Genomic DNA, 20443 nt, shown 5'->3' with positions numbered 1-20443 from the left:
TCACTCCTGTTATGAATCCTCAACGGCTGCCTGTGGTTTTACTCCGCATCCATCACCGGCAAACCTGCCAGCGCGTTCCGGCGATCTTGTTCGCCGATCGGTCTGTGCACCCGGCGGCGACGACGTTGGCGGGAATATTTTTTGTTACCACGCTACCGGCGCCTATCACGCTGTTACGGCCAATGGTCACGCCAGGATTAATGATTGCGCCGCTACCGATCCACACATTGTCTTCCAGCGTGACGGTCTGTGAAAACTGCTGACCGCTGATGCGAACCGCGGGATCAATCGGGTGTCCGGTGGTCGAGATGGTGACGTTAGGGGCAATCATGACATTATTGCCGATAATCACTTTGCCATCGTCGACTACCACCAGATTAAAATTTGCGTAGAAGTTATCGCCGATACTGATTTGGCTGCCGTAGGCCACGTGCAGCGGTGGCTCAATCCATACGTTATTCCCGACGCGGCCCATCATCTGGCGGATCAACGCCACGCGTTTCTCGGGTTCTGCGGGGGACGTATGGTTAAATTCATACGCCAGCATTTTTCCCCGCAGCCGCTCTTCCGGCATCCCCTCATCCATATCGGTATACAGGTAGCCACTGGCGAGTCGTTCCCGTTGCGTCATCATCTTGAGATCCTTTGTATTGCTGAAGTAGAGGGCTTACCGCATCTGGTTTACGTGCCATCGCGCGTCCGCCCGGACCAAGGGCGGGGTGTCGCCAGGGTGATAAGCCGAGACATCCTTGAGGCTATAAAAAAATACTTTTTTATACATATCACGGATTTGTGTTAAAAATCGAACCCGGATTGTTGATAGTGTGCTTAGGCCAACAGCCAGCTTTTGGCTTCGGCTTTCATCTTCACTTCCAGTTCGCTGCCGCGGGTAGCAAAAATCCGTCCCAGCGGAAAACCGCTTTGTTCCAGGAGATAGGCCAAAGCAGCGTATTCACGGGGGTAAGCCTGCGCTACCGACGGGTCAATCTCAACCGGACCGAGCGGGAAGGTAAAGGTACCCATATCGTAAATGCTCTGCCGGTGAAACAGCCTCCACACTCCGTCTCTTTTTTCTGCCCGATCGTAAAACCGGTTATGGCATTCACAGCCCAGATTGAGTTTGACGTTTTCAGCGATGATCATGGCGTTGGTCTCAAGGATGGCTTTGTTCCCTCTGGCGTTAAAGGTGATCACGGGTGTGCCGATAAGGTGTTTGGTGCGTAGGTCCGATGCTCCCATCCGCATGGAACCGTCGACAAAATCGCGCGCCAGCCCTTCAAACCACGTGATTTCGATCGTGCCATCAGGGTGAAACAGCTGACGTAGCGCGGCCCATTCACCGAGGTCGCGATGCATCCAGCCATTCACCAGGTCGTTGAGTTGTTGGCGGTCTTGTTGTTGATTGTTCATCGCTTCAGCTCCTGTTAGTTGACAGCCTTCAGTTTGCGTAACGGCAGGGTTAAATTCAAATAGTCAGTTCAGAAAGCGCGACCCGGATGCGGAGGTGACGGCGACGTTTGCCTGGCAGATAGATGTTGGCTACATAGCCGATAATAGTACCACCCGTTCACCCGGTATCACGGTATATCAGGCGGGGCGCGGGAAGATGATGGTCGCACTGTCGCCACCCCGTTACATCCAACGGACAGGCGATCTTTTCCGTAACCCCAGCCAGAAAATCAGCGCCGCCGCGCTGATGCCGGCACCAGCCAGACACACTGCGTTCCAGCCCCAAAGCGCATAACATTGCGTCGCCACCACGGCCCCCAGCGCGCTGCCGACAGAGTAAAAGCCCATGTACGCTCCGACTAACCGACTTTGCGCGTCGGGCCGTGCGGCAAATATCAGGCTCTGGTTAGTGACATGGACTGCCTGTACGGCGAAATCCAGAATGATGACTCCGATGACCAGCAGCGGCAGGGAGGTTTCGGCCCTGGCGATCGGGGCCCAGGCAAAGAGCAGTAATGCCAAAGAGATGCCGGTGACGCGCTGTGCTGCCCCGCGATCGGCCCAGTGTCCGGCCTTTGACGCGGCCAGGGCGCCGGCGATGCCCGCCAGGCCAAACAACCCGATCTGCGTATGCGAAAGACCCTGAGCGCTGAGAGGTAAAACCAGAGCCGTCCACAAGACGCTGAAGGCGGCAAAAATCAGCAGCGCAAAGATGCCTCTGACCCGTAGCGTCGGTTCCGTCATCAGCAGGTGGAAAACCGATGCCATCAGCGCCAGATAGCTTCCTGACATGGGCACTTTCCTGGCGGCCGGCATCGTCTGAGAAAGCACCGCGGCCAGCAACAGCATCAGGCTGGCTGCGCTCAGATATACCGCGCGCCATCCGGCAAGATCGGCAATCACCCCTGAGGTTAAGCGGGCGAGAAGAATCCCCAGCACTACGCCGCTGGTGACCCTGCCTACCGCTTTACCGCGCTCGGCAGGGGCGGCCAGCGCGGCGGTACAGGCCACCACGATCTGCACAACGACCGCCATGATCCCGACAAGCGCCATGGCGCCGAGGAACATGAACCAGCGTTGTGACAAGCCCGCGACCGTCAGCGCGGTCGCCAGTAGCAACAGCTGGGTGATAACCAGATATTTGCGGTTCACAAGGTCGCCGAGCGGCACAATAAACAGCAGACCGACCGCATAGCCGATCTGCGTCATGGTTACCACCAATCCTACCGTTCCGGGCTGTACGCTGAGACTTGTTGCCATCGATTCAAGCAAAGGCTGGGCAAAATAGACATTGGCGACGGCCAGCGCCGCCGTCAGTGAAAACAGGAAAGTGAGCCACGGCGTTAACCGCTGTTCCTCCCGATCGGACTCGGCTGCGTAGTCCGTTAACGCCGTCTCTTCTTTCAGGCATGGCTTCGTCTTCATGATGTTTTCCTGCGTAAATGGTGGTTTCTTTTTAAAACCAGATTGCCCATAATTAATCATAAAGGTTTTTTTTTGCAACTAGTTTCGTTTGCGCTTATTCTGGCGGCAGTGCAATTCGCCCAGTGAAAGAAGGAGATGCCGAATGGCGAAGCAGAAATCACTCACCGACGGTGAATGTCCGGTCGCCAGGACTCTGGAGGCAATCGGCGAACGCTGGTGCATGATGATCATTCGTGAGGCCTTTGACGATGTCCGACGCTTCAGTGAATTTCAAAAGAATCTCGGTCTGGCAAAAAACATCCTCGCCTCGCGCCTGAAGCAGTTGGTTAATCTGGGCGTGTTCGAGATCTGTCCGGCATCTGACGGCAGCGCTTATAAAGAGTACGTGCTGACCGAGCGTGGTCGCGCCGCATTTCCCATCGTGGTAGCCATGCGGCAGTGGGGAGAGCGCTACATGTTTGAACGCGGAGAGGTGCATTCGGTACTGCTGGATAAGGCGTCGAACCGGGCGGTTATGCCGCTGGAGGTGCGCTCTGCTGATGGCAAACCGCTGGCGCCGCAGGATTGCCATCGTCGGCGAGTGGTAAAAGGCGAGTAGCGGCGGAAAGTCAGGCGCCGCCGGTCAGCTATACTCATTCCACTTCCCGGCGCAGGCAACAAGCGCGCATCGCCGGGCAATGTTCATCCCGCGAAATGAGGTCAGCTTTATGAATACTGAAATTAAGGGGGGAATTGATATTGCGATGAAGGTTCCCCCGCACCAGTATCAGCAGACGCTGGATTTCTACCGGCAAACGCTCAGGCTTCCGGAGATTACGGATAAAGCGCCAGCCACCGGCTTCATCCTTGGCCCAAACCGACTGTGGATCGATGAAGCGCCGGGCCTCAGTCAGGCGGAAGTCTGGCTGGAACTGTTCACACCCGATTTTCACGCGGCGGAAAAACATGTTGAACAGCATGGCGTCGTGCGCTGCGACGCAGTTGAGCCCTTACCGGAAGGGTTTAAAGGGGGATGGATCATGAATCCCTGCAATATTGTCCATATGCTGCGGGAACCAGAGGCCTGGTAATCTCTCTTTGCCGATGGGCTACCGACTGGCCACCGGCGATTATTTATCATCCCGGCATCAAGACCCCATCCTGGGTAGAGGTCTTCTGGCCTCTACGCCATGATGGTGCGGTGACTCAATCAGCGCCCGTCTCATTTTTTGCTGCCAGCCAAATCACGGCAGTTTGCTTAACCGCTGCACGTTCAGGCTTGCCAGCTTGCCAGCTAAAATCTCGAGAAAGTCATCATGGTAAGGCATCGCCACGTGTTCTCTCAGATCGTCCTCAGATTTCCAACGTTCGATAAAGACAAACGACACGTTACCCCGCTGACTGAGATCGCGGACATCGGGAATGGCATGACTTTCATGCAGGTCGTATTGCAGGCAGCCCGCTTCCTTGTGGGTCGGGGCAACCATAGCCCTGGCAGCGTGGCGGATAGTATCGATAAATTCAGGAAAGGGCGTAAGGGTGGCAATAATATTGACTTCACTCATTGGGGCGCCTTTTGTTCAGCGGGGATAAGCCTGGGTTATCTGAGCCAGGGACCAACTATTCAGAGTAGTCGCGTGCGGGGGCTTGATCCAGCCCGGACCACCATCGCGTCAGGCTGCCAGAGCTGAGGCGATGATGGAGGGCGTCGTGGCAGAAAGCAAACGCCATAGCCCTGTACCCCATTGAATCAAGTCGATACCAGGGCCAGGAATAGCATGTTACCTGGCAAATTTTCGCGAGCCGATCACGCATAATATAACGCCCAGCGTGATCAGCATCATCAGCGGGCTGACGGTTTCATGCAGGAGCGTAGCCGATAGCGTCAGCCCGAGGAACGGCTGTAACAGCTGTAGCTGACCGACGGCGGCAATTCCCCCGATAGCTAGCCCTTTGTACCAGAAGATAAAGCCGATCAGCATGCTGAAGAGTGAAACATAGCCTAGCGCCAGCCAGGCGGAAGCAGAGATCTGGCTTAAAGAGGCCGGCAGAGTCAGAATGGATGCCATCAGCATAAAGGGCAGGGAAATAATCAGCGCCCAACTGATGACCTGCCAGCCGCCCAGCACGCGAGTCAGTTTCGCCCCTTCCGCGTACCCCAGACCGCAGACAATCACGGCGGCCAGCATCAGCAGATCCCCGGTCAGTGAAACGGCGGCGCTCTGGGATAACGCAAATCCCATGACCAGCAGACTCCCCAGCAGAGAGAAGATCCAGAAAATGGGTTTTGGCCGCTCGCCGCCTCTAATTACGCCGAAAATCGCCGTGGCGAGCGGCAGCAACCCTAAAAAGACGATGGAATGCGCCGACGTCACGTGCTGCAACGCCATTGCGGTCAGTAAAGGGAAACCGACGATCACACCGAGTGATACCACAACCAGCGGTAACAGCTGGCCCGCCTGCGGGCGTTTTTCCCGAAAGCCAAAAATGAGTATCAGCGCCAACGCCCCGGCAATAGTTGCCCGCAGGAAGGTCAGAAAAAACGGGTCCATATCGAGCACGGCGACCCGCGTGGCGGGTAAAGAGCCACTGAATATCACGACGCCGAGCAGACCATTTAGCCAGCCGGAAACTGAACCTGGTGCGGCTTTATATGCTGTAGAATTTACCACTATGACCTCACGTTGCGGGGACACTCATCATCTTGAGCATCGGGTGCGCCGATGGTAATCTCACGAATCTGATACAATCAAATTATTGTCATGGATACATTGGATGAAAGCCCGTTATAAAGCCATCGTCGATCGGTTTGCGGCGTTGATTCGCAGCGGTGACATCACGTCGGGGACGCGTTTGCCAACTCATCGCGATCTTGCGGCAAAGGAGCATATTTCTCTGGCAACGGCGACGCGGGTCTATGCAGAGCTGGAAGCGATGGGGCTGGTCAGCGGGGAGACCGGGCGTGGGACGTTCGTCAGAGAGATTGCGCTGCCGCCAGGCCACGGCGTCGATCAGCATGCTGTGGCCAGCGATGTCCTTGATTTGAATTTTAACTATCCGACCTTAGCTGGGCAGGGCGATGCGCTACGTGACGCTCTGCGACGGGTTGCCGCCGCCGGTGATATTGAATCACATTTACGCTATCAGCCTCATGCCGGCAGGCTTAGCGAACGCGAGATCATTGCCGGGCATCTTGCCGGGAACCGCTTTCAACCTTCAGCGGAGAATGTGATTATCGTCAACGGCGCCCAGCATGGACTGGCTATCGCGGTGATGGGCCTGCTCAGACCCGGCGATGTGGTGGCCGTTGATGCGCTGACCTATCCCGGCTTTAAAGCCCTGGCCGCGCTATACCATCTCGAACTTATCGCGATACCTTCTCTGTCCGGCGGTCCGGACTTCGCCGCCTTGCAGCAACTTTGCCAAAAAAGAGATGTGCGCGCCGTGTATACCATGCCGACGTTACATAATCCGCTGGGCTGGGTGCTGAGCCAACGGCAACGTAAAACACTGGCCGACATTGCCCGCGCTCATGATCTTGTGATCATTGAAGATGCCGCTTATGCCTATCTGGCTAATCGTCCGCCTCCGCCGGTCGCCGTTTTTGCACCAGAACGTACTCTCTACATCAACGGATTTTCCAAAAATGTCGCCACCGGACTGAGAGTCGGCGCCGTTATCTGCCCTGACGCTTACCGAGGGATACTGGAACGAGCGGTCCGCGCAACGAGCTGGAATACGCCGTCTATTATGACGACCCTGGTATGCAACTGGATACAGGATGGGACCGTCTCCCGTTTTGAAATGCTGAAGCGACGGGACGCGCGCCAGCGGCAATCCATGTTGAGAGAAGCGCTCGGGGATATGGCTTGTATCACCCATCCGGGGTCCTATTTTGCCTGGCTCCCGCTGCCGGATGAGTCCAGGGCCGACCGGGTAGCCAACCGACTGATGAATAACAATATTTCCGTTTCAACGGCTGAGCCATTCTCTACATCACTGGCGGTACCACAGGCTATCCGGGTTGCGCTTGGTTCGGTGAATATCACCCATTTACGTACGGCGCTGCTTCAGGTCCGCGAGGCTATCGAATCAGAACAATATCGTTAGCATGAAAAAACGCAGGGAAGGGAGGTCCGGACTCGGTATCCGCGGCAGAAGACAGAATACGCGCCAGAAAGTTCATCGTCTGCTGACCTGCGAATGAATATTTATCACACATATAAATTTCAACCGTTCCCTGCTATAAACGATCGCTTATATCTGCGGTTTTAAAGGGTACCACCATGATGACGCTGCAAGGTAAAGAGGGGCTTAACTCGGTTGACTGGCGGGCATTGGCTGAGCTTATCGCGGCTTCCGGTCTGGGGCAACGCGATATCTCGTTGCTTGAACAGGCCTTTCGCCACAGTACGTTCTGCTGGTTTGGTTTTCACAATGGCCAGCTGGTTGCGGTAGCCAGAGCAATAAGCGATCTCACCTGGTGTAGCTATCTGGCCGATGTGGCCGTAGATCCGCGTTATCAGGGGCAAGGCTATGGCCGTCAGTTAATGCAGACAATATGTAATGTGCTGTTACCCTACGGGAAAATTTTTATTTATTCGGTGCCGGATAAAACCGGATTTTATCAGCGTCACGGATTTGAATTACTCACGACGGGTATGGTCTGCCTGAACGATGAAGGTTTAGTGAAAATGCGTGAGCAGGGTTATATCAGATAAGCCGCCAGTTTGCCGACTTGCAGAATTATCTGCGGTAGACATCGACAATATATTCAAATAGTCTGACATCGCTCAGCATGAGCAATGCGGATTATCCGAAACACACATAGATTATTGAACGGGATTATTCAGTGCATATCAACATAAAACCATGCTTATTGACATTGCTGCTGGCGACGGCAGCAATCCCCGTCTGTGCGAAACAACTGGTTTCCCTTTACTCGCCGGAAGCACAGGTCCTGTGTGATAAGTACATCTGCGCCACGGCGACAGACGGCGTTTCTCACGCCATGACTGAGAAATATCTGGGCAAAGAAGCGGCGAAACGACTGAGTTCACAGGGTAAATTTGACCCGAGTTCGTTTACCTTTGCCGGCGGCACGTTCTGCGACATTAAGGAGAAGCTGTGCCGTGAAGACCGATATTACGGTGCAGATGGTAAACACAGCGGGGCAATTTCGACAAAATATACCCGGCTGCTGTTCGGGAAGTAAGGCCTTTCCGCTCACCCGTGGTGAAGGGCAGGGAAGTCACTTGCGGCTTTGCGATCCCTGTCCTGAACCCGTTTTATTATCTGCCGGACGCGTCCCGCGCCGGTGTTGTCAACATTCGCTCGCCGACCACGCTCTTCCATCCGGTCCGGTGTTAGGGCCAATGAGGCTCCGTTCGCCCTGCGCGCTGTCGTTCCGTCTCGATCGCCCGACGTCGCTGTTTTCCTGAACTTTCATAAGGATGGCCAGGCCGAACCGGGTACCTTTAGCTATATTCTTAATACAGAACAACCGCTTTTCTCTTTCAGGAATGCAACTTATCTTATGGGTGTCCTATGAATAAGAAGGATATTTTCCGCTTTCATCGACCATTATCCCGCTACTCGCATACGTTTGGTGATGAGTGGTTTGCCCTGAAAGCTGAAGCATTCGCCCGTTTTTTTGGCACACCGACGTTTTTGGTGGCACAGACGGTCATTGTCGTTGTCTGGATCCTTATCAATATTATCGGATGGACCCGGTTTGACCCTTATCCCTTTATTTTGCTTAATCTGGCATTCAGTTTACAGGCAGCCTACGCGGCGCCGCTGATCCTGCTGGCGCAAACCCGACAGGCAGAGCGCGATGGGGCGCACGCGTTAGCCGATGCACAGCACCGTGAGGAGCTGGCGGAAGATATAAGCCAGAGACAGGGGCTCGCACAGCGGCAATCTGAACAGTTGATGATTTTATTGCAGCAAAATACCGAATTAACGGACCTGACGCGGCAAATGGCTGAACGCATTGAGAAATTAACGCTACAGCTCACCCAACATCAGAATATTAAATAAAAAAAGCAGATGGACGGGGAATCATGGACAATAATCACTCAGCGAACCACAGGACATCAGGAAAGCTCATACTGGCAGGAGGAGCGCTGGGGGTGGTTTTTGGTGATATCGGCACCAGCCCACTGTATACGTTAAAAACGATACTTCTGTTATCCGGCGATAGTCCCACTCCCGACGTCATTCTGGGTTTATTATCGCTTATCATCTGGACGCTTATTCTGGTTACTTCCGTTAAATATGCCATCTTCGCCATGCGTATGGATAATAATGGCGAGGGCGGAATCATGGCCCTGATGTCATTGCTGGTACATAAAGGTAAAGATAGTAAGTGGGTGACATTTTCTGCGTTGACTGGTGCGGCGCTGATATACGGAGATGGCGCAATTACGCCGGCTATTTCCGTGCTTTCCGCCCTTGAAGGGCTGAATATTATCTTTCCTGAGGCGCACTCTTTTATACTGCCTGCCACGGTAGTGATTCTGGTTACCTTATTCGCCATTCAACCCTTTGGCACCGCTAAAATAGGTAAAATCTTTGGTCCGGTGATGACATTGTGGTTTGTGGCAATTGCCGCGCTGGGAATATCGGGTATCGTCCAGTATCCGGCAGTGCTGCTGGCGATTAATCCGGCTTACGGTGTCTCCTTTTTACTTTCAAATGGTTTCAGCAGCTTCCTGGTATTAGGCGGTGTCTTTCTGTGTGTCACTGGAGCTGAAGCACTTTATGCGGATATGGGCCATTTCGGCAGAAAACCAATCTGGATGGCCTGGTTTGGCCTGGCGTTTCCGGCGTTATTACTCAACTATGCAGGCCAGTCAGCGATAATTCTTGCTGGTGCGGACATTTCACAGAATATCTTCTTCCGTCTTTGTCCACCGTTCCTGCAAATTCCACTGGTTATTCTTGCCACTTTGGCCACCATCATTGCCAGTCAGGCCATTATTACCGGGGCGTTTTCAATGACCCGACAGGCAATTCAGCTGGGTTGGTTTCCGCGCTTGCATATCAAACAAACCACCGCGGAGAGCTACGGGCAAATCTATATCGGCACGATTAACTGGCTGCTGATGGTCGTTACCGTTGGTCTCGCAATTGCGTTTAAGTCATCGGAGAACCTCGCCGCAGCCTATGGGATCGCAGTGTCGTTGACGATGTTGATGACCTCCGGACTGCTGTTCATGGCTATGCGGCAAATCTGGGGCTGGAATCTGCTTGCCAGCACTCTGGTTGCCGTCAGTTTTCTGCTGATCGACAGCAGTTTTCTGATTGCCAATCTGGTGAAAGTGATGGAGGGCGGTTATATCCCGCTTATGCTGGCGGCGATCGTTTGCGGCGTTATGCTTATCTGGAACCGCGGTGTGAAGGCCACGTCTCGCGCGATTAATGAGAAAGTGATGGCTGTCGATGAGTTCTTCAATAAAATCAACCGACTGCAGGTGCCTCGCGTTCAGGGTACTGCGGTGTTTTTAACGCGTAGTCAGAATGGTGTGCCGCCGGTCATGCGCTGGCACGTCGCGCGCAATCGCGCTCTGCAACAGCAAGTCATCTCGTTGACCATTGAAGTACAGAACATCCCTTATGTGGAAGCGGGGAGGCGACTGGTGCTTACCGAGCGGGCACCGGGTTATCTGCAGGGCGTTGCGCATTATGGCTTTATGGAGCAACCGCATATTCCAGAGCTTCTTCATAGCGTCCCAGGACTGGCGGTTCCGTTTGTTCCTGAAGAGATCACCTGGTATCTGGGGCACGAGACGATCATCGCGCTCGAGGGGCATGGCATGGTCGCGTGGCAGCGTAACTGTTTTGCGTTTATGGTGAGAAACAGTACCCACATTACCAATTACTATCGCTTGCCGGGCGATCAGGTGGTGGAAATTGGTCGGCGGGTAGCAATTTAGCGCGGTAGTAGAGAAATGGCGTTCATCCGGCGGCGGTTTTATCGGCTTCGGAGTCAGCGTTGGAGCAAAATTAGCATATTGTCAAAGCTCAGTAAAATTGTCTAATCCGTGGCTCATTAGAAATGTAGCCATAATTTTCAGTACTTTAGTCAATGTGAGGGTGTATGGATAATGCGCAATATAAACCGGATGGCCGTAAACGATATACCACATGGTGGTGGTGCGGAAGTTTGTATTTGGTTACATGGTACTGTTCTGCGGATGAAATAAACCTGTACTCAATAAATACGGGCTCATATGTTTATCATTTAACGCACAATCACGGGCAGTATACTGAGAATTTTGAAAATAACTTCATCTCCGTGGAGCGAAAATTCTCGGATGATTCAAAATATAGTTTTGTGCTAGGCACGATGAAAAACAGCTTTGATGACAGATGCCTGGCTGCCGGCGTAAGAAGGGATTGGGCAGGTTGGGATAACGGCTGGGTTTTTAAGGGAATATATGGATATGTAGGTGAGTTTTTCTTTGATGCTTTCAGTGATTGCGGCGATCATGGTTCATACCATGATTTTAAGAAAGCGACAGGAATAGGCTTTTCCCCCTATATCTATCATGGCTTTCAGTATAATTTTACGTCTTATTTTGGGATGGATGTTGGCATTATCATACCGTCAGTATTTGTCATTACGGCACAGTGGAGTTTTAGATAAATTCGACAGCAGTGACAGGAGATAAGGAAACGAAGATGCGAGATGCTGCATCGGAGATTTAATATCCAATGACATCTCCGGTAAGGCAGCACCGTGGACGTGGCGGATGTACACGCGGTGGCAGTTTTCTGGGGATCCATAAATCGTCCCGGGTCATAAAGTTTACGTGCGGTCTCATTGGCCAGATAGAGATCATGATTTCTGCGAATATCTCGCAGGACAGCATCGGCTGCAAAATCTGCGTAGCGATATGGATCCGCTCACCGTAACAGGCACGTCGATAGCGTGGTTGCTGAAGTTTTGGTGCTCGTTATTTGCGGGGAACCCAGAGACTGGCTTTAACCATAAGCGACCGGACAGTTTCTTTCGACTGATAGACATCGTGACCAGCGTCGATCCAAAGTCGGTATAACGTTCACGGATTAGGTTGAGTGCATATCCAGGCAGCTCATTATTGCTTGGTTTTCCGCGACGACGGCTAGCCATACCCAGTGGACCAGATTCACAATAACGCGAAAGAAGACGACATCGACACTGACGATCGGAGATACCCAGGCGCTGCGCGGCCGTCTGTGTTGTCAAACGCCGGTCGACAACATCCTGACTGGTTTTGAGTCGGTTAACTTCATCCAACGTGAAAAACTCGCCGTCATCAGAATCCCTTGATGGTTAACTTGTCCTGGTCGGATACTACAATTTTGCTATCACATCATTGGTGCGCATAATGTATATTATGTTAAATGGTATCTGGAGGGCACTGAGTGCATCACCACACGTAGACCTGCCTCGGTCATATACATCCCCTTCCTTCAATTAGTTATCACAGGTTTCCATTATCTTCAGGAGCTCAGGCGCCAGCATGCTTTGCTGCCGGGCACCTGAAAAGAAATCTTTGCCGCGGTGTTCACGTACCTGGCTTAAAACCGTTAAGAGAGTTAACGCTTCAGATGTTTCTCAAGAAACTGGAAAACTTGATCCAAATTCTCTTTCGCCTCAAATTCGGCTGTACCGTGTCCTGCTCCCTGGAGCTGAACGTAGGTAACTTTATCTTCACCAATCACGGCTTGTAACGCTTTCGCAAAATTTTCACTTTGTTGGGTTGGCACGATTGGGTCTTCCGAACCGTTCATCAGGAAAAATGGCACGCTATCCTTTGAAATATAGCTTTGTGGATTAGCAAATCTAACTAAATGAGGAATTTTACTGATTTGCATCCCCATATATTGTGACTCGCCCGAATCCGCAGCATTGTGAATTTGCAACGACTTTTTACCACTTTCCTTGAATTGGGCGTCCATAGCACTAAAGTCGGTCGGGCCAAAGAAACTGACTACGGCATTCACGCGGCTGCTTTGCTTTGCATTGCCCAGGCTTAAATCTTCCAGCACAGGAATGCCTGCCGTTGTACCAAGCATTGAGGCTAAATTGGCCCCTGCAGAATCGCCCCACGCCACCACCCGATGAGGATCTAAGCCATATTTTTCCGCATTCGCTTTTATAAAACGCACCGCGGCCTTAACATCGTATACTGCCGCAGGGAAAGTCGCCTCGCCAGCCAGGCGATAGTTGATTGACACGACGGCGTAGCCGCGTTTTAGCCCTGTCATCGGAGCATCTACTTCGCTAGTGCCTTTATCGCCGAAAATGAAACCACCGCCGTGAATGGCGATGATCACCGGATATGGCGCCTTGCCTTCACTGGGTAAGTAAATATCTAACTTTTGTGCGTTTGACTGAGTCGCATAAGGTATATCAAGCCATTTATAAGTAACCCCCTGCGTATTCACCCGAGGCATTTTGCTCATCATTTCACGCAATGAATCCATATTGGCAGACTGTTCTCTTGCCATAACATTCAAACTCCCAAACGCTAATATCCCAACGGTAAACAAGGTCGCTAACTTTTTCATTGCATTGTTTCTCAATTTTACCACCTGTAATCGTTGTTCCATGTTGCCTCCTTTTTTATATTTGGAGCTGGTCATCAGGATAATCAGCTGTTGGCAACCGGTAATTTTTTTGGAAAAGTCAGAGGGAGGCGCCCAAATACGGACTTCGAGTCGTGTATTACCAGTGACATTCAAACAATAAAAAAAGGCGTGCAGAACACGCCTGAAAATAAAATTAAAGCGCTGCTTTTACCGCTACGGCTAAATCTTGTGTTGGGCGACCGAGCAAACGAGAAAGTGTTTTGTCGGTTGAGAATAAGGCCCCTTTTGAGGCATCAACATCCGCCTGAGCAAGTAAGTGTGCCAGTCCTTCTGGCAAACCTGCATTTAACAACGCGCTTTCGTAATCTGCAGCGGGAATATCCACGTAAGGGATCTCTTTACCCGCTTGTTTGCTGATTTCTGCTGCTAATTCTGTAAGGGTATAAGCGTTGTCACCTGCCAGTTCGTAAGTTTGGTTATCGTGCCCTTCGCCGAATGCCACATTTGCTGCGGCTTCCGCATAATCAGCACGCAATGCTGAAGCAATTTTTCCATCTTTTGCCGAACCGTAAAATGCATTTAATGCTAATGCCGCTGGCACAGAAGCGGTATAGTTTTCGGTGTACCAGCCGTTACGTAAAATAGTATAGGTTAACCCTGATGCTTTTAAGGCTTGCTCGGTAGCAATGTGTTCATCTGCTAATAAGCCAACGGTATTTCCACTGGTTGCACCGAGCAAACTGGTGTAGATAATATGCCTTACACCCGCTTTTTTCGCCGATTCGATCACGTTTTTATGTTGTACTTCACGCTGGCCTACCTCGCTACTTGAGACTAAAAGTAGTGTGTCCACACCCTGCAGGGCCTCTACTTGACCTTCAACTTTTGAATAATCAAATGCCCGCGCTTCCGCCCCTGGAATTTTTGCCGGGTTACGTACCAGGGCGATCGCGTTTGCCCCTTTTTCTTGCAGTTTTGCCAGAGCGATTGCGCCGAATTGACCTGTTGCACCTGTTACTGCGATAGTTTTCATTATGTATTCCTTTGAAAAGTATGTTGAATTTCGACCATGGTTGCCGAATCGTTCGGCCTTGATGTGATTCATTATAGGTTAAAACTTACTTTTAGGAAGTACGTACAAAAATGTAAGTATGTGATTAAGTTATCATTATTTTTTAACTTATTGATTTTTAAATAAAATAAAAGTGAGTTTGTTTTATGTGAAGCGGAGAAATAGCATCATCAACAGTCCGATCTGGCAATTTTTTTGCATTTTTGGTTGTAGGAGAGACTTAAATTCACTAAACTTACTTTTAGTAAGTGTTTATGTTAAATAGGTTCTATAAATGCACGATCGGCTGGATCAAACTGCGTTGCGCGAGAAAATTCCTGAAGAATTTTTTGTAGAAGACAGAATGCTGGGCAATGTGTTGCTTTCACAATGTCCTTCCCGTGAAATTTTGCACCAAATAACGGGCAAATGGGGATTGCTTGTAATGTTAGTGCTGAAAAATGGCACGAAACGCTTTGGCGAACTTCGCCGGGAGGTGCAAGGCGTGAGCGAACGAATGTTGACCCAAACGCTACAACAGCTTGAAGAAAATAAAATGTTGCTGCGAAAATCGTTCAACACCGTCCCGCCCCACGTTGAATATACCCTCACACCACTTGGCGAAGAGGCTGCGGGTAAAATTAAAGAACTCGTGGATTGGCTACAATTTAATATTGGAGATATTCTGGTTAATAAAATGACATTAGAGAAGCAGTAAGATCTGCAATGCTTCCCGGCGAGGCCTTGATTTGGCGTCATCCTGTTAAGGCCCCCTCACCGCTAATTTTTACACGGCGCCTTCAAATTATTCGGCAAAGATTAATCCTTGAGTAACGCGTCGGCCGTCGCTGGAAAGAACCGCTTCCGGCAGCGTCACACCGACGGACCTGAACGCTATATGCGCTGATATTGCTCAGGGAACGCCAGGGCTCCCGTTCTAACACTAGCCAGAAAAATTAACCGAGCATGATCCCGCCATCCACCGCTAGCTGCTGTCCGGTCACAAAATCATTTTTCATCAGGAACAAATAGGCAGACGCCAGCTCGTCAATTTCAGCCGTACGCCCCAGTGGAATAACGCTGGCGAAATGCTGGCGGGTATTATCCACTTGCTCTCTGGACTGTTCTCGCCAGAAAGGGGTAACGGTCCAGGTGGGCGCGACCGCATTAACCCTCCCCTCAGGCGCCATTTCCGCTGCCAGCCCCTGCACCAGTGCCTGGATACCGAGATTACCCACATAGCTCGCACAGGCATGCTGCGCCCGGCCACCGGTACCGGATGTAAAGATCAGCGAACCACCGGAACGGAGCTTCTTGGCAGCCAGCTTCCCGATCACTACGTTGGTAAGAAATTTAGAGTGAATGACATGCTCGATAGTCTCCATGCTTGCTGCCAGAAAACCGCCGCCCATGGCGTCTCCAACCATCGAAACCAGATGATCAAATGGCGCAAGCTTAGCGAAACAGGCTTGCAATGCATCATGATCGTGGGCATCGCAAGCTAGCGTTTCACACACCTTTATATTCTGCGCTTTCAGCATAGCGCGCGCCTCATCCAGCCGTTGTTGGCTACGCCCCATCAGAGTCAGTCTGGCTCCTTCCAGGCCAGCGCGCTGTGCTATCGCAAAGCCGATACCGGAACTTCCGCCAACGATCAGCAAATGTTTATTCTGCAATTCCGCCATGTTTATTCCTTTTCATTCGTTAATGCTTCGACAGCAGCCTACTGCTATCAGCGTATCATTCGCGCCATGAGCGCCGTTGACGCCCACCGCCCCAATCACTTCATGACCAGACCATTTCGTGCGTACAGGTTGTCATCCGCTCTCCTCTCTAATTTGCTGATGAAGAGGGGTCGCCGTCGCGTCGCCAGGACAGTTTTTTGCCGAAGCCAAGCCTATTATCAGTGAATTTCATCTCATCAATGTCGATGGCCCACACCGGGGCGGACATGACGCGTGCTGCCGGAAAGCGTTGGTAATAGCGTTTACGGGCGTCCTCGCCCTCCTGACTTTGCAACTGGCGAAGTTCGCCACGAAATTGCAGGCCGCGAATGTGGATAACCGTCTGCGACTGGTCGCTGACGGTACCCGCGACCAGAGTCCGTTTACCCGCCATCCGACCATGTCGTGACGCGGGACTGGTTAAAAGGTAAAAAGCGACTGCGGCGGGGTCAAAGACATAGAAAGCGTTGGCGCACCACAGCGATACGCCGTCGCTAACGCAGTACGCCACGACATGCTGAACCTTCAGCCACTCGCTGATGCGAGAGAATATCTCCATGGCTTTTCCTTATGCCGTTAGCACCGGCGAGTAAGCGGACAGCTGCGAAGCATATTGCCTGAACCGGTCAATATTCCCAGGCGCACACAGTTGCATCACCAGCCATGGACTAAACAGTTCAGGGAGGTTGTCCACGGCCGCGCTAAGTGCCGCAAGCGGCACCCAACGAGCATCCATAACTTCACTCTGACGAAGCGTAAGCGATGTGGTGACCCGGGCGGCATAGACCGGACAATATTCATTTTCAACAATGCCTGACGGATCGGTCGCACAGTAACCGAAGGTCTCGTCAACGAGCGTAATCCCCTCCACCTCTACCCCAACTTCATAGCGGCAGCGTCGGCGAATTGCGCTCTCGAATGACTCCTGCCACTGCGGGTGGCCGCAGACTGAGTTGGTCCATACGCCAGGCCAGGCTTTCTTATCAAGCGAACGTCGCGTCAGCAGGCAGTCGCCGTCGGAGTTGAATAGCCATGTTGAGAACGCGAGATGCCGCGGGGTGTGCTCATGATGAGCGACCCGTTTTTGTAACGTGCCGACAGGGTTCTGTTCCTCGTCCAGCAATACAACATGTTCATAAGCAGAGCGTAATGTCATTGTTTCACCTCAAGCAGCACAATGCCCGGCATGCGCCGGGCAACGGCAGGCGCTAACCAATGAGATGGGCCCATAGCCAGGAGAATGGCATCACCAACACCAGCGCGGGTAGCATGTTGGCGACCGGGAACATCTTGATATTGCAGATACGTAAACCGGTCGCAACCATTAACAGGCCGCCGGCACAGGAGAAATCCGCCATCATATCCGCCGAGAGCAGCGGCAGGATCATCGTGGCCAGCATCGCGAGCGCCACCTGGATAACTATCAGCGGCAAACCGATAGTCATCACCGCAAACCCAAGCATGGTGGCGAAAATCCCGGCGGTGAAGAGATCGAGGACCGTCTTGATATAAAGAATCGACGGATCGCCGGTCATGCCTTCATGCATAGCGCCGAAAATACCCGTACCGCTGGCGCAAAACAGTACAAGGATCGCCACAAACTTCTCGGTGAACGCCTCCTGGGTTAATCCCTTCACCGGCGGTAAAAAAGCGTTGATAACTGAACGGGTGGAACCGGCCACCTTGCCGATACCTCTTTCGACATAAAGGATTTCACCAATAGCGGTGCCGATGATCATCGCCAGTACGACGGCGGGCATAAACGTCACTTTAATGATCAGACTGATCCCAAGGCCAACCGAACATAGCCCAAAAATAAGCGGTAGCGAGGTTTTTACCCTCTCCGAAATAGCACTGCTGGCAAGGGCGCCGAGCAGGCCGCCCACGATGACAGCGCCACCGTTAACATAGGGTCCAATTAACATATTATTTCCTTAGAGCGTGACAGGAACGACGCTCTCCGGCTGTGCGGGTAGCCCCTCTTCCCCCCAACGAGGAATGGCGCGGACATCCAGGCCGAACAGATCCAGCGCGCGCGCCACGCTATGAGTGATAATCTCATCCGGGGTCTGCGGGCGTTGATAGAGCGCGGGCACCGGTGGAAAGATGATCCCTCCCATCTCCGTCACCAGCTGCATATTACGTATGTGGCTCAGGTTGAGCGGCGTCTCACGCGCCATCAGCACCAGTCGGCGGCGCTCCTTGAGGACCACATCTGCCGCGCGCGTAAGCAGATTGTCCGTCATACTGTGGGCAATACAGCCAAGCGAGCGCATGGAACAAGGAGCTACCAGCATGCCAAGCGTCTTAAACGAGCCGCTGGAGATCGCGGCGCCCAGATTACCAGGAGAATGGACCACATCCGCCATCGCCGTGACATCCGCAAGCCGATAGTCCGTTTCCAGTTCGCAGGTTTTTTCCGCGCCTTTCGACATGACAAGATGCACTTCAAGCCCGCGGCCCTGAAGTAACTCCAGCGCCCTGACGCCATACTGAAAACCCGACGCGCCGCTGATGCCGACGATAATGCGTTGTGTGGCCATGCTTTACTCCTTTATTCGAAATCCGGCAGAAAACGTTTCACGTCCACTTCTTTAAAATGAGAACGTTCAAAATGCGCTTTCAGATGGAACGGCACGGTACAGTCGAAAATCGTTTTGCATGACATACCGTCCTGGGTAATTGACGGGCTGTAACCTGCCGCCTGGGACGGGTCGAGCGGATGACAACGTACGCCAGGAATAAAGAGAGTATCCACATCCCCCTGATACCGGGTCTGCATTGCCCACATCACGTCATCGCTGTCAAAAATGTCCACATCCTCGTCGACCAGAATCACATGCTTGAGCTCCGGGAAAGCGGAGAAAGCAAGTAGCGCAGCCTGGCGCTGGCGCCCTTCGTCAGTAGGCGCTGATTTTTTAAACTGCATGATCGCCAGCAGCTTACCGCCGCCTGCCGAGTGGGCGAAAACGTTCAGCAGTTTGCCCGGCATTGCGCGCTCAACCATTTCCAGAATGCTCGCTTCGGTCGGGATACCGGCCATGTTGACGTGCTCTTCGCCGGGACCCACTGTCGTCCGCCAGATTGGATTGCGGCGATGAGTGACGGCTTTAACCTTGATAACAGGCAGCGCCGCTTTGGCTTCGCCGGTATAGCCCGGGAATTCCGGCATGGCTTTACCGGTGTTGGTATTCTGATCTTCACGTACCCGAACATGGGGCAATAGTTCACCTTCAATAACAATTTCCGCATGGGCGATAGCGCGTTCATTGATGGTTTTACACTTCACCATTTCCACCGCATGACCGCGCAGGGAGCCTGCGATACTCAGTTCATCAAAACCCAGCGGCGTGGTAGGCGGTTCAAAACAGGCGGCTACTTCAATTGCCGGGTCAACGCCGATGCTGATAGAGATCGGCAATGGCTTGCCTGCGGCTTCCGCTTTCATGCGGAACGCGTCTATATGGCGTCCCGGCGTCAGCCACATGGATAGCTCATCCCGGCTCTGAATACACAGGCGGTGAATGGTAATATCCGACTCACCGGTTTGTGGATCGGAGGCGTAACATAACCCCATGGTAATATACGGGCCGGCATCCTCTTCGGTATTGGTCGGCGCGGGAAGCAGCGTACGAAGGTCAAAGTCAGGTTGGTCAGCATAGTGCACCACTTCCTGACAGATGGCGTTCCCCTCGACCAGAATCGGATCGATTGGCGTCTGTACCGAGTTTTTCAGCAGCTGGCCCAGTTTTTCCGGCGCGCAGTTCAGAAATTGGCCGACGCGTTTACGTGAGCCGTTGATACCGATAGCCACCCGGGTCTGTGGAAAACCTTTAATGGTATTGAACATCATTACCGGGCCGTTTTTACGCGTCGGACGCTCGCAGGTGCCGCCCGCGCCCACATAGCGATAAACCCCGGACAACTCCGCCTGCGGATCGACTTCGACGCTGGTTTCGACATATTCACCTGGCGTACGCTGCAGCAGTTCCAGCGCGGAGCGCAAATCATGGATGGTGTTTTCTTTTTCTGGAGGGATATTTTCCATCAGTAAAACCTCTTATGTATAATAAATGTTGCGGTGCAAAAAATATAAGACATTAATAATATGATGGACAAATACCGTTTATGTCATAACGGCCACACTAAAATGGTATGCATTATTTTAATTAACATTAAATGGATATTTGTTTAACAAAAAAGACAATGGCATACGCTTTGTAATTATATC

Annotated in this window: 22 protein-coding genes and 1 pseudogene; 9 read left to right on the top strand and 14 right to left on the bottom strand. The window is 52.3% G+C overall.

From position 1 onward, the window contains the following. Positions 1–52: 52 nt before the first annotated feature. The 3 genes from MC50_RS21570 to MC50_RS21555 form a co-directional block, all read right to left on the bottom strand. Positions 53–634: a maltose acetyltransferase domain-containing protein gene (locus MC50_RS21570; protein WP_223306626.1), complete on the bottom strand. Its 582-nt coding sequence runs from the start codon at positions 632–634 to the stop codon at positions 53–55. Between the two features lie 194 nt (positions 635–828). Then, positions 829–1410, bottom strand: coding sequence for a nuclear transport factor 2 family protein (locus tag MC50_RS21565; RefSeq protein WP_047664908.1), 582 nt, complete (start codon positions 1408–1410; stop codon positions 829–831). A 222-nt stretch (positions 1411–1632) separates the two neighbouring features. Next, positions 1633–2874 carry an MFS transporter gene (locus tag MC50_RS21555; protein ID WP_047664907.1) on the bottom strand — a complete coding sequence of 414 codons (1242 nt, stop codon included), beginning with the start codon at positions 2872–2874 and terminating at the stop codon, positions 1633–1635. A 142-nt stretch (positions 2875–3016) separates the two neighbouring features. On the opposite strand from MC50_RS21555, the gene MC50_RS21550 reads away from it, so the two are divergent. Together MC50_RS21550 and MC50_RS21545 are read left to right on the top strand one after the other, a co-directional pair. Further along, positions 3017–3472, top strand: a complete 456-nt coding sequence (locus tag MC50_RS21550; protein WP_047664906.1) for a winged helix-turn-helix transcriptional regulator — start codon at positions 3017–3019, stop codon at positions 3470–3472. 109 nt (positions 3473–3581) lie between these two features. Next, positions 3582–3944, top strand: coding sequence for a glyoxalase/bleomycin resistance/dioxygenase family protein (locus MC50_RS21545; RefSeq protein WP_032687708.1), 363 nt, complete (start codon positions 3582–3584; stop codon positions 3942–3944). 153 nt (positions 3945–4097) lie between these two features. Here MC50_RS21545 and MC50_RS21540 read toward each other — a convergent pair whose 3' ends face one another. Together MC50_RS21540 and MC50_RS21535 are read right to left on the bottom strand one after the other, a co-directional pair. Then, entirely contained in the window at positions 4098–4418 is a 321-nt protein-coding gene (locus MC50_RS21540; RefSeq protein WP_046852496.1) for a putative quinol monooxygenase, read from the bottom strand. A 216-nt stretch (positions 4419–4634) separates the two neighbouring features. Continuing rightward, complete coding sequence (locus MC50_RS21535; RefSeq protein ID WP_047664904.1) at positions 4635–5525, bottom strand: DMT family transporter; 891 nt, start codon at positions 5523–5525, stop codon at positions 4635–4637. A 103-nt stretch (positions 5526–5628) separates the two neighbouring features. Between MC50_RS21535 and MC50_RS21530 the strand changes: the two genes are divergently transcribed. From MC50_RS21530 to MC50_RS21505, 6 genes are all read left to right on the top strand, one after another. Further along, positions 5629–6963, top strand: a complete 1335-nt coding sequence (locus MC50_RS21530) for an aminotransferase-like domain-containing protein (protein ID WP_047664903.1) — start codon at positions 5629–5631, stop codon at positions 6961–6963. Between the two features lie 176 nt (positions 6964–7139). Beyond that, complete coding sequence (locus MC50_RS21525) at positions 7140–7574, top strand: GNAT family N-acetyltransferase (RefSeq protein ID WP_047664902.1); 435 nt, start codon at positions 7140–7142, stop codon at positions 7572–7574. Positions 7575–7705: 131 nt separating this feature from the next. Further along, entirely contained in the window at positions 7706–8068 is a 363-nt protein-coding gene (locus MC50_RS21520) for a YcgJ family protein (protein WP_080748454.1), read from the top strand. A 332-nt stretch (positions 8069–8400) separates the two neighbouring features. Then, a complete protein-coding gene (locus tag MC50_RS21515; RefSeq protein WP_032687680.1) occupies positions 8401–8895 on the top strand; it encodes a DUF1003 domain-containing protein in 495 nt (164 codons plus the stop codon). Positions 8896–8918: 23 nt separating this feature from the next. Then, complete coding sequence (locus MC50_RS21510; RefSeq protein ID WP_047664901.1) at positions 8919–10793, top strand: potassium transporter Kup; 1875 nt, start codon at positions 8919–8921, stop codon at positions 10791–10793. A gap of 164 nt (positions 10794–10957) precedes the next feature. Continuing rightward, the gene (locus tag MC50_RS21505; protein ID WP_223306625.1) at positions 10958–11506 is read left to right on the top strand and encodes a DUF4451 domain-containing protein; all 549 of its coding nucleotides are present in this window, start codon (positions 10958–10960) and stop codon (positions 11504–11506) included. Between the two features lie 247 nt (positions 11507–11753). Here MC50_RS21505 and MC50_RS28930 read toward each other — a convergent pair. From MC50_RS28930 to MC50_RS21490, 3 genes and pseudogenes are all read right to left on the bottom strand, one after another. After that, positions 11754–12139: pseudogene (locus MC50_RS28930) on the bottom strand (ISNCY family transposase); the annotation flags it as partial. Between the two features lie 302 nt (positions 12140–12441). Next, the gene (locus tag MC50_RS21495; protein WP_200876022.1) at positions 12442–13458 is read right to left on the bottom strand and encodes an alpha/beta hydrolase; all 1017 of its coding nucleotides are present in this window, start codon (positions 13456–13458) and stop codon (positions 12442–12444) included. 172 nt (positions 13459–13630) lie between these two features. Continuing rightward, positions 13631–14470, bottom strand: a complete 840-nt coding sequence (locus MC50_RS21490) for an SDR family oxidoreductase (protein WP_047664900.1) — start codon at positions 14468–14470, stop codon at positions 13631–13633. A gap of 382 nt (positions 14471–14852) precedes the next feature. On the opposite strand from MC50_RS21490, the gene MC50_RS21485 reads away from it, so the two are divergent. After that, positions 14853–15206, top strand: coding sequence for a winged helix-turn-helix transcriptional regulator (locus tag MC50_RS21485; RefSeq protein WP_032696367.1), 354 nt, complete (start codon positions 14853–14855; stop codon positions 15204–15206). A gap of 238 nt (positions 15207–15444) precedes the next feature. Here MC50_RS21485 and MC50_RS21480 read toward each other — a convergent pair whose 3' ends face one another. The 6 genes from MC50_RS21480 to MC50_RS21455 form a co-directional block, all read right to left on the bottom strand. Beyond that, the gene (locus MC50_RS21480) at positions 15445–16173 is read right to left on the bottom strand and encodes an SDR family NAD(P)-dependent oxidoreductase (protein ID WP_047664899.1); all 729 of its coding nucleotides are present in this window, start codon (positions 16171–16173) and stop codon (positions 15445–15447) included. Between the two features lie 148 nt (positions 16174–16321). After that, positions 16322–16771 carry a YhbP family protein gene (locus MC50_RS21475; RefSeq protein WP_032696189.1) on the bottom strand — a complete coding sequence of 150 codons (450 nt, stop codon included), beginning with the start codon at positions 16769–16771 and terminating at the stop codon, positions 16322–16324. A gap of 9 nt (positions 16772–16780) precedes the next feature. After that, positions 16781–17368, bottom strand: coding sequence for an isopentenyl-diphosphate Delta-isomerase (idi, locus tag MC50_RS21470; protein ID WP_032699841.1), 588 nt, complete (start codon positions 17366–17368; stop codon positions 16781–16783). 52 nt (positions 17369–17420) lie between these two features. Continuing rightward, positions 17421–18137 carry a DUF554 domain-containing protein gene (locus MC50_RS21465; RefSeq protein ID WP_047664898.1) on the bottom strand — a complete coding sequence of 239 codons (717 nt, stop codon included), beginning with the start codon at positions 18135–18137 and terminating at the stop codon, positions 17421–17423. Between the two features lie 9 nt (positions 18138–18146). Further along, the gene (locus MC50_RS21460) at positions 18147–18755 is read right to left on the bottom strand and encodes a UbiX family flavin prenyltransferase (protein WP_032687711.1); all 609 of its coding nucleotides are present in this window, start codon (positions 18753–18755) and stop codon (positions 18147–18149) included. A gap of 11 nt (positions 18756–18766) precedes the next feature. Continuing rightward, positions 18767–20260 carry a UbiD family decarboxylase gene (locus MC50_RS21455; protein WP_032687712.1) on the bottom strand — a complete coding sequence of 498 codons (1494 nt, stop codon included), beginning with the start codon at positions 20258–20260 and terminating at the stop codon, positions 18767–18769. Between the last annotated feature and the right edge of the window lie 183 nt (positions 20261–20443).

It is taken from the genome of Klebsiella planticola (genome assembly GCF_000783935.2).
GTDB lineage: Bacteria > Pseudomonadota > Gammaproteobacteria > Enterobacterales > Enterobacteriaceae > Klebsiella > Klebsiella planticola.
The sequence above is the reverse complement of the archived record's forward strand: the minus strand, read 5'-3'. Positions and strand labels throughout refer to the sequence as shown.